At 48.4% G+C, this 9,249-nt stretch carries 9 protein-coding genes and 1 pseudogene; 4 read left to right on the top strand and 6 right to left on the bottom strand.

The window, feature by feature from the left end; genetic code table 11:
* The 3 genes and pseudogenes from ACE1CM_RS19055 to ACE1CM_RS19045 all read right to left on the bottom strand — a co-directional run.
* Positions 1-775 (bottom strand): annotated as a pseudogene (locus ACE1CM_RS19055) (hypothetical protein); the annotation flags it as partial.
* Between the two features lie 76 nt (positions 776-851).
* Positions 852-1,487 carry a hypothetical protein gene (locus tag ACE1CM_RS19050; RefSeq protein ID WP_374879328.1) on the bottom strand — a complete coding sequence of 212 codons (636 nt, stop codon included), beginning with the start codon at positions 1,485-1,487 and terminating at the stop codon, positions 852-854.
* Positions 1,488-1,560: 73 nt separating this feature from the next.
* The gene (locus tag ACE1CM_RS19045) at positions 1,561-4,227 is read right to left on the bottom strand and encodes a DEAD/DEAH box helicase (RefSeq protein WP_374879326.1); all 2,667 of its coding nucleotides are present in this window, start codon (positions 4,225-4,227) and stop codon (positions 1,561-1,563) included.
* 361 nt (positions 4,228-4,588) lie between these two features.
* Between ACE1CM_RS19045 and ACE1CM_RS19040 the strand changes: the two genes are divergently transcribed.
* On the top strand, positions 4,589-4,777 hold the full coding sequence (locus ACE1CM_RS19040; protein ID WP_374879324.1) for a hypothetical protein: 189 nt from the start codon (positions 4,589-4,591) through the stop codon (positions 4,775-4,777).
* A gap of 92 nt (positions 4,778-4,869) precedes the next feature.
* On the opposite strand, the gene psb34 is transcribed toward ACE1CM_RS19040, so the two are convergent.
* The 3 genes from psb34 to ACE1CM_RS19025 all read right to left on the bottom strand — a co-directional run bounded on the left by psb34 (position 4,870) and on the right by ACE1CM_RS19025 (position 7,752).
* Positions 4,870-5,049, bottom strand: a complete 180-nt coding sequence (gene psb34, locus ACE1CM_RS19035; protein ID WP_226587911.1) for a photosystem II assembly protein Psb34 — start codon at positions 5,047-5,049, stop codon at positions 4,870-4,872.
* 87 nt (positions 5,050-5,136) lie between these two features.
* On the bottom strand, positions 5,137-7,203 hold the full coding sequence (locus ACE1CM_RS19030) for an FAD-dependent oxidoreductase (RefSeq protein ID WP_374879322.1): 2,067 nt from the start codon (positions 7,201-7,203) through the stop codon (positions 5,137-5,139).
* 303 nt (positions 7,204-7,506) lie between these two features.
* Positions 7,507-7,752 carry a hypothetical protein gene (locus ACE1CM_RS19025; protein ID WP_374879320.1) on the bottom strand — a complete coding sequence of 82 codons (246 nt, stop codon included), beginning with the start codon at positions 7,750-7,752 and terminating at the stop codon, positions 7,507-7,509.
* Between the two features lie 408 nt (positions 7,753-8,160).
* Here ACE1CM_RS19025 and ACE1CM_RS19020 point away from each other — a divergent pair, with 408 nt between their 5' ends.
* The 3 genes from ACE1CM_RS19020 (at position 8,161) to ACE1CM_RS19010 (ending at position 9,205) form a co-directional block, all read left to right on the top strand.
* On the top strand, positions 8,161-8,421 hold the full coding sequence (locus ACE1CM_RS19020; RefSeq protein ID WP_374879318.1) for a helix-turn-helix domain-containing protein: 261 nt from the start codon (positions 8,161-8,163) through the stop codon (positions 8,419-8,421).
* Between the two features lie 250 nt (positions 8,422-8,671).
* A complete protein-coding gene (locus tag ACE1CM_RS19015) occupies positions 8,672-8,920 on the top strand; it encodes a hypothetical protein (protein WP_374879316.1) in 249 nt (82 codons plus the stop codon).
* A 27-nt stretch (positions 8,921-8,947) separates the two neighbouring features.
* Positions 8,948-9,205 (top strand): transposase, encoded by a 258-nt coding sequence (locus ACE1CM_RS19010; RefSeq protein WP_374879332.1) that lies wholly within the window; start codon positions 8,948-8,950, stop codon positions 9,203-9,205.
* The last annotated feature ends 44 nt before the right edge of the window (positions 9,206-9,249 follow it).

Below are 9,249 nucleotides of genomic sequence, written 5' to 3'. Positions count from 1 at the left end.
TCTTCCCCGCAGTAGTATTAGTTGGGTAAGATTTCTCCAGGTGTTCGAGTAATTGTTGAATCTGGGCAGCAGCTTCGGTTAAGTTCTGTTGTTCGGCTTCGTTAATCACTCCAGCGACTTTCGCATCCGCCTCAATCTTGCCGCCGCTCATGTGACCAATACCAAAGTTACCACTCTGATTTATTGTATCACCGCTACGAGTATCATTTTTGGGATTGGAAGTCATAAGTTTGTTCTCCGTTGTTATTTGAGTTAACTGATTTCCTGTGGCTTCATATATTACGCCGCCGACTTTAACATTGTCTCCTAGCCTACACCCCTCCATGTGACCGATGCCGGTATAGTTGTTAGTCACATGAGTTGGATGATTGTCATCGGATAAAAGGCTATGCAATATCCTCACATATTCCGCGAAATCCTTGTTCTTGCTGAAATGGACAATCTTCAGAGACTTAACTTGTAAAACAAAATCGGGAGGAATTTGAAATTTGTATTGCTCCGAACGGTCAGATTTCACCGACTTGTCAAAAATAGGCAATAGGGTTTCTCCAATTCCACCAATTCCACAAGCAAGTGCATCTGTTTTTCCCCAATGGTGGTCGTTTTCACCAAGCAGATAAACAACAACTCTCGAATGAGAGCCTTGCAAAAAGTTGTGAGTCCAACTTCTTGTCCAGATGTTTAACTCACCGGACTCGCTGAGGGTGGCGCTAGTTTCCATGAAAACCCCAGGCTTTATTTCGTCTTTCGCAGACGCGGTAATCGGATAGCCCATAGTGGGTAAATTTTTCCTTGCTAAAGGCTGAGGTCGTTATATCAGTTTTAGCTTATTCGCCCAACTTGTTGCCACCTTATTCTTCTTTGGGCGCGCCATACGTATAATGTTCAAAATTGGTTGCTAGATCGCGAGGAATCTTTGCCCATTCTGACTCTGGAACTTGTGCGCCAATTTCTGCTAACCTTTCCCAAAATGGTTTGACTGTTGAGGTAGCAGAATTTTCTTCTTTATTCTGGTTTTCTTTCAGTCTCAGCAGTGCATCGCTCGTGTAGTCGATGTAAATATTAGCTGCGGCTGCATTTTCACTCAACCTGCGATCTGCTTTAATACAATTAAGCGCTTCAACGATCCAGTCAACAGATAGATTTAAACCTTCAGTAATTTCATCCTTGCGATCGCTCAGATGAGCGTCAATTGCTGCGGTGCTATTAGTAACCAAACTGTATTGAATCAGATGTAGATAATTTTCAATCTCCAATCTGAATTTTTCTTGGCTTTCAGAAGTAGCAGCCTCATGAGAAAACTTTTGCTCCAAGGCTTCGAGTGCTGCATCAATTAAGCTTTGAGCTTGGTTAAACAGTAAGCTAGCAGCTTCGAGCCGAGCCAGATACTGCTTCAATCTTTCTTCTTCTGCTTGTAGTTCGCGATCGCTCACAAAACGATTTTCGGCTTTTGCCTTTGCGATCGCACCTGTAATTGAAGTTTCCATCTCACATCAACCTCTCTTCCCTATATATTTGTGCAGCAAATCTGAAATCTCAAATCTGAAATCTGAAATTCATTTACCCCACCATTTCATTCACCGGGAATCGATCCATAATCTGAATCGCGCGAATTGCATTTCGCTTTAACCCATCTGACAAATGGGGCACGTGAGGCAATTGAGATAAAATATCCAATGTGCGACGCAACATCCGCACTAAATCCCCTTCGTCTAAGTTAGTATTGCTGCAAACTTGCGACCATTCAGCTTCTAATGCCCATTGTTCGATTAAACCAACTAATTCATCTTCCAACCAAACAGGTAAAGCCACATTGCGCCGCCGCTGCATTTGGAATAACTGGCGTCGCACTCCCCGCAAGCGATCCAAAGCTTCTTCGACTTCGGGGGAGGGGTAGCAGACGCCAGCATCTGGGCGGGGCGTTTCGGTGACTAAGGCAGCACAAGCAGCGGCGAGGTGATGGGGGTCGAGATCGTCCAATTCTCCCGACGTTAACGCCAAACCCAGCCATAGTTCGTTATCGCCGCGAATCGCTGCGGCAGCTTCTCCTCTGGCAGTAGGCGTTAAGCCATCCAAGCAACTAAACCCTTGTAAGATTTCAATTAGGTTGACAAATTCTTCCCAATGTAGTTGGGATTGTCGATGCAGTTTTTGCTGACGATCTTGCAGTTCGTCTTGCAACCTCACCAGGCGGTGGTAACGTTTGATCAGCGTGGCGGGGTTGCCCCATTGGTGAATCGGATGATTGGCTAATTGAGCTTCTACTGCTGCTACACGCTGTCTTTGGGCATAAACTTCGGGTGGTTCTTCGGTTGTGGGTGGATTGGGTATTTGATGTGCGATCGCTTTTGTCCCCTCAGTCCCTCCACGAGAACTCCCCAACTTCAGCGCCATTTCCGGCGGTGGCGGTTCCATATTGTCTACAGCGGCGATGCGGGGCAACTCGGCGTGCAAACCAACCACATCGCTGGTGGCAACGACGTACCAGCGGTTATTCTGCCCCAGGCAAAGCAAATAGGGACTTTGTCCCGATCCCGGTATTTTACTCACCAACACGGCTGTAATTGGCTCAGAAACGGTTACGTGCTTGCCTTTGAGACTGAGGATCGTTCCGGGGATCGCAAAATTCACCGCCAATGCCAAATCGCTGCTAGAAATAGCAGCAGCGTGCTGTTGCAGGGTTTTTAAGATTTTCTGCTCGTTTTTGCTGCGTTCGTACAGTTTTTCGTATTGTGCCAAAGCTTCCGGGTCGATCCCTTCGATTTGGGATTGGATATTAGCCACTTCGGCGGATAAGTCGGCGATCGCTTGTTGTTGCGGTCGCAGGTGCAATGTCGCCAAATACTGACCAAAACTCCTTTCTACCAGTTCCTTTGCTTCTTCCAAGTTATGAGTTTGCAGCAAGTTCAGCACCATGCCATAACTCGGCGTAAACTGACTCACCAGGGGATCGGGTCGCGATGTCGCCAAATAAGCTGCATCCTTCGCCCCTTCAAACGGCGTTTGCAGCGTCACCACATAACCCATTTCGTCCATTCCCCGACGCCCTGCGCGCCCTGCCATTTGCAGGAATTCCGAAGGAGTCAGCAGGCGGTGTCCCCGGTCGGTACGTTTAGATAAAGTAGAAATTACCGTCGTCCGGGCGGGCATGTTAATTCCCGCCGCCAGAGTTTCCGTGGCAAATACGACTTTAATTAAACCTTCTTGGAACAATTCTTCCACTAACCCTTTCCAAGCGGGTAAAATTCCGGCGTGGTGGGCGGCAATTCCCCGATACAGGGGTTCGACTTGTCCGACTCTCGCCGCTTCCGGGTAACGAGTTAAATAATCATCGATCCGTATTTTTAACTGTTGCGCTTCCGCTGGACTAACCAAAGACATGTTACTCACTTCAGACACGGCTTGGTCGCAACCCCGACGACTGAAGATAAAATAAATTGCCGGTAGCATGTCCCGTTCCCGCAATTGATTCAAAATAAAGGGTAAAGTCGGGCTTTCCGGACGGTTTCCAGGGGATGGTTTAATTTGTCCGCCTTTTGGTTTGAGGCGCTGGTTGATTTTGGTTTTGTTCTCGTTGAGCAGGGGGAATATCCCTTTCGGATTGCCAAAGTAAAATTCTAAGGGAATCGGGCGATATTCCGAGTAAATTAATTCTGTTGGTCCGTGAACTTGGTCGATCCAGTCGGTTAGCTGCTGACTATTGGCGACGGTCGCTGATAAGGCTACGAGTTGAATCTCGTGGGGACAATAAATAATCGATTCTTCCCAAACCGTCCCCCGCTGGCGGTCGTTCATATAGTGGCACTCATCCAGAACCACCGCTTGGACGCCGACTAAAGACGTGCCGACTTCCCCGATGGGAGTGCCGTACAGCATGTTGCGGAAAATTTCCGTAGTCATTACCAAGATCGGCGCATCCCGGTTAATTGATACATCCCCCGTCAGTAAACCCACCTCATCCGCGCCAAATTGGTTGCTGAAGTCGCGCCACTTTTGATTAGACAGGGCTTTCAGGGGTGTGGTATAAAACACCCGTCCGCCTTGATGCAGCGCCCGATAAATTGCGTATTCCCCGATCAGGGTTTTTCCCGACCCGGTGGGGGCGCAAACAACAACGGAACGACCCCCATTCAGAGCTGCGATCGCTTGGTGCTGAAATTCATCTAGCTCAAATGGGAACAGCGTTCTGGGGTCAATTTCTTCAAAGGTAAGGGAACGGTTACGCACGCAGATTTCAACTTATCTAGTTGCCGACTGAATTTACCGCAATGTGACGCTCCTACACTTCTCTACGAGTAAGTGTAGGCTTCTGGGTCGCTCCGAAGAACGAGTAGAACTTCCTTCAGGAGTTACCTCCCTACCAGCATTTTAGAGTGAGGTGCGCGTCCTGCCCCACTTTGAACAAGTACAAATCGAAATCGACACGTATGTTCAACCTATTTCGCACAAAGTTTTACGTAGAGCGCGATGCTTGCTCTACAACCCCATACTTTGTTTTCAAGGTTCAGCGAAAGCCAGCATTTTCGGCTGTGCATGAATACAATTGTACGCCGAATTTCTGCGTCAGCCCGTAAAGATATTGTGACTTTTGGCGCTGTTCCCTTCGGAAGGCTATCGCATCGGTCAGGAAACGCCCCTCAATTCACGCGGCATTCCTATCAACACCTCCCTAACGGGTAGGTGTGAGGCTCCTGCCTATCTAGCTGAAAAAATACGGATATTGATTTCATTGTGGCATCCCCAGCCGCAAGATAGAATAATCCGCCAGCCATTCTAATCGCTTTTCACCCATTCCCCATTATATAAAACCAGGTATCTGCGATATCGATACCTGGTCGCGCTTAAATTTTCGATATTAAAGTTCGGTGATTAACTCGCGTTGGAAACAGCGTAAGCTACGAAGACCAACAAACCAACGAGCAAAGCGCCTGCAACGCCCATAATTGCATAATTGCGCTTTTGTTCCTGGGTGGGCGCATCCGCCGTGTAAACTTTTGGTTCAATTGCAAAATTATTCAGCCGACCGCCGTCTTCTGTGGTATAAGGCATGAACGAATTCCTCTGGCTTTTTATTATTAATAACTGTAACAAAAACAGATTATAAATACTCTCCTATTTTTGTTACATTTTGTTACATTACGAGGCAGAGCCAGTAATAGTGCCAGTGAGGGGAGAACTAGCGCTAGCCTTTGACTTGACGGGGATGCGTCCGGCTAGATAAGCTAAACGTCCGGCAAGAGATGCCAGATTCATTGCTTTTGCCATGGCGGGGGGATTTTTAGCTTGAGCGATGGCAGTATTAATCAACAGCGCATCTGCCCCTAATTCCATTGCCTGCGCTGCCTCGCTGGGCGTTCCGATTCCGGCATCGACTACGACGGGAATTCCAGCATTTTCAATAATAATTTCCAAATTGGCGACGGTTTTCAATCCCTGACCCGAACCAATCGGCGATCCCAAAGGCATAACCGTGGCGCATCCGACTTCTTCCAACCGTTTAGCCAACATCGGATCGGCATTAATATAAGGCAAAACGGCAAAGCCTTCCTTAACTAGCTGTTCTGCCGCTGCCAAAGTGCCGATGGGGTCGGGGAGCAAATATTTCGCATCTGGGATCACTTCTAACTTGACAAAATTATTGTCTTCTTGCCCTAATAATTTCGCCATTTCTCGTCCCAGACGCGCCACCCGAATCGCTTCGTCAGCGGTTTTGCAACCAGCGGTATTGGGCAACATCCAAATTTTCGTCCAATCTAGAGCTTCTGCCAACCCTTCATGCCCGGGGGCGTTGCTTTGTACCCTTCTTACTGCTACCGTAACGATCTGACAACCGCTGGCAGCGATACTTTGCTGCATTTCTTCGATGTTGCGATATTTACCAGTTCCCGTCATCAAACGGGAGTTAAAGGTTTTGCCAGCAATAGTTAAAGGGCGATCGTTAACGATTTCGATGGTTCGATCTAATACTTGCATTGGTTTGGTAGCAGAGGTCGTAGATATTTTAGCCCCAGGATAAACGGCTAGTTTGCCGTTAGGGGAATCGGAAGGTTTGTAGAAGCGGGAATAGTGGAAATTATCCAACAGCGGGTCGGATTTTTGCTGCAAAATATAGTCTGCTAACAGCTTGGCGGTTATGGGGGCGAGTAGAATACCGTTGCGGTAGTGACCCGTAGCAAAGGTTAAATTTTGGATGGGACTCGCTCCCAGAATCGGCATTTCATCTGGTGTGGCGGGTCGAAATCCCCACCAGAATTCGGCGATGGGAAAATCTTTTAAAGCGGGATAGAGGCGGATGGCGTTAGCGAGTAATGCTTGAATGCCAGCGGGGGTATTTTGGGGGGTAAATCCAACATCCTCGCTGGTAGCGCCGATGACAATTTGACCATCTTGACGCGGCACGATATAGGTTTGTTCGCCAAACAGAACTCGTCGCAGGGGTGGGTGAATTCCTGGAGGTACTCGCAGCGATAGCATTTGCCCTTTTTTGGCATAGACGGGTAGGGGCCATAATTCATTTGACCAAGCACCCGCCGCGAGGACATATTGGGAGGCAGAGAATTTGCCTGCTGACGTTTGAACAGCGCGAGCAACTCCTTGGTGCTGCTCAATGCCTTCAACTGTAACCCCTTCCATAATATTGACACCCAGCGCTGCGGATGCTGCCCGCAACGTTTGTGCTAAGGCGCGACTATCAACTTGGGCATCTTCTGGGAACCACCACCCGCCGATGACATCTGCACCCAGTCCGCTTTGGCATTGATGAATTGCTTCTTTATCCAACCATAGTGCTGAGCCAGTGGATGAGGACGGGGTGACAAGGGAGAGGGGTGACGCGGGGAATGATGCGGCAAAACTCTCCCCCTCGCCGCGTCTCCCACTCTCCGCGTCTTTTCCCATCGCCTGCTGGTAAACTGGGGCAAGGATACCGCAGGGCCAGTAGCCAGATGATAACCCTGTCAATTCTTCAAGTTTGCGCGTCCATTCTGGGTATAGGGCGCGGGAAGTCAAGGCTAAATCCAGCAATGGACCTGCTGGTAAACCTTCTGCTTGGGGAGCCAACATTCCCGCCGCCGCCATTGTTGCTGCTGCCTGGGAATCTCGGCTAATCACCGTGACGGTAGAGCCTAAGAGCCGCAGTTCTACAGCTAGTGAGAGTCCAATAATACCGCCACCAACGATCAGGATGTCACTTTCTCTCTTCATAAAACACCTCCGGGAGCTGGGAGACCCTCCTGCTTCAGTCGGGGGAGGAAAAGCGACTGGCGCGGTTTGATCCGGCTACGGGTGGGCAGCATGTTGAACTTTCCATGAGTTGTAAGAAAGGAATTTAATGTCTGAAGGCAAGGCGTGTTGGGTTAACCGTTTAGCGGTTTTCAGGGAATGCCGGCTCACCTTGCCCACTAATGAGGCATTTGATGCACCGCCGATGTAGACAACACCGTACTGAGGATGTTTAGCCATCGGGGGTACGTGACTCGCCCACGCTTACGTGCTATTACCGCCTTTTTACCAAAGTGCTGGAACGCTCCTGTCTGCTGCTGGGCGTGAGGTACGGGAGGGAGTTACGGGGGGATTTGCTGCTGTATCCTTATCCAAGGGTTCGGGTGTGGGAGTGGCGGTAGTTGTTGGGCTAACGGGGCTAGGGGTTTGGTTAGCCGTATTGACTCCCCCATTCGTTTGGAAGTCCACCACTGCTCGGATCAGGATAATGATACCGATAGCAATCAGAATATTGGCAACTAACCTACTCATAGACTTGTTCTCTCCTCTTTGAACGCTTTTATGGTTTTTTTCAATTTTCCGAATTTTATCCGATCAAGCGTAAGAGGTGGATAGAGATTGGCAGCGATGCCAAACTCGCCACTGTTTCTAGTTTATCCTTCCGCTGTCCACAAGGGTTGGTCGCCCTGACCCCAAAATCCGTCAAACAAATTTTTTGACGCGAACATCTCCCAATACCTTGGTTTGACAGGCTAAGCGGCGATTTTTGTTTGGGTTGTGGGGAGGGAGGCTGCGTCGTCCTTTATCTAAACCGCCGTAATACCCCATTCCTCTACAGGTTGGGGATATCAGGCGGGTAAAAATAAGGGTTTCGATGCCCCTTATTTTTACAACTAGCTTTATCTTTACACACGAGTAACTTTTGTGTAAATTACTTTCATGTTAAACATGACCTGGGAATTCAAACTAGAACCAACTCCAGAACAGATAGCACTTTTCGAGCAGATACTCGTTGTCTGTCGTCTGGTCTGGAATTTTGCTGGACGCGAAAGTAAGGACTGGTTGAATTCTCGTAAATCGCTCGTTAATGCTGGCTCAATTGTCCAGGAATATATACTTTCTCCCGTTCAGCCGTATCCTAACTACCAAGTTCAAGCCAAGCGACTGACTGAGGCTTTCATAGCAGTTTGGCGAACTTAAAACTGTGCATTCTCAAGTATTGCAACAGGTTTTAAGAACATTGGATAGAGCATTTGAGGACATGAGATCGAAGAAACTTGGCTTTCCTCGCTGCAAAAACTCTTGCCGAATGCGGTCATATCATGTCCTCTTGCAACGGTTGTGTAACTGCTAATAGCTAATCGCTAATGGCTGCTCTTGGAGGCAATTGACAAGCGAGCAATTAGCAATTAGCAATTAGCCATCCATACACTACCGATCTCTCGCGGACATGATATCATTTGTATTTGCTCAACTGGGTAAAAATCCACTCTCAGGAGGTCTGCTCAAGCTACCGCAATTAGGGTGGATAGGTCTACGCTTGTCCCGTGCAATCGCTCCAGGGTTTGAGCTTTGCCAAGCGAGGATTGTCAAGCGGGCATCGGGCTACTTCGTCATGTTGGCATTACAGTTAAATGTATCAGTGCCTTTTATTCCACCACAGGGTCATCCGCGCGGCTTGGATCTGGGATTTGATTAATTCGTAGCAACTTCCGATTGTGAAACTATCAACAGACCCCGCTTTCTTTCAAAACTACAACGCGAGCTTCAATTGCTGCAACGTAGACTAAGGCATAAGCAAAAAGGGTCTAATAACAGAGACAAACTCAACCGGAAGATAGCCAGGATTCACCAAGGAATCTCAGATACGCGAAAAGACTGGCACTTTAAGTTAGCGCATCACCTATTGCTAGGTGCGGGGATGATGTTTGCCCTTAGATATCGACTTCCGTTCTTGGCAGGGAGGATTGTTGAGCTTTCATAGTGCTGACGCTGGAAGAGGGCAGTTTGTCAATATCCTGCAATGGG

This window comes from Microseira sp. BLCC-F43, assembly GCF_041929235.1.
In the GTDB taxonomy this organism is placed as follows: Bacteria; Cyanobacteriota; Cyanobacteriia; order Cyanobacteriales; family Aerosakkonemataceae; genus Microseira.
The sequence above is the reverse complement of the archived record's forward strand: the minus strand, read 5'-3'. Positions and strand labels throughout refer to the sequence as shown.

Bases quoted from the DNA above. Each gene is read 5' to 3' on its own strand.
- ACE1CM_RS19050 (WP_374879328.1), bottom strand. From the start codon at position 1,487: ATGGAAACTTCAATTACAGGTGCGATCGCAAAGGCAAAAGCCGAAAAT.
- psb34 (WP_226587911.1), bottom strand. From the start codon at position 5,049: ATGCCTTATACCACAGAAGACGGCGGTCGGCTGAATAATTTTGCAATT.
- ACE1CM_RS19030 (WP_374879322.1), bottom strand. From the start codon at position 7,203: ATGAAGAGAGAAAGTGACATCCTGATCGTTGGTGGCGGTATTATTGGA.
- ACE1CM_RS19025 (WP_374879320.1), bottom strand. From the start codon at position 7,752: ATGAGTAGGTTAGTTGCCAATATTCTGATTGCTATCGGTATCATTATC.
- ACE1CM_RS19020 (WP_374879318.1), top strand. From the start codon at position 8,161: ATGTTAAACATGACCTGGGAATTCAAACTAGAACCAACTCCAGAACAG.
- ACE1CM_RS19015 (WP_374879316.1), top strand. From the start codon at position 8,672: ATGATATCATTTGTATTTGCTCAACTGGGTAAAAATCCACTCTCAGGA.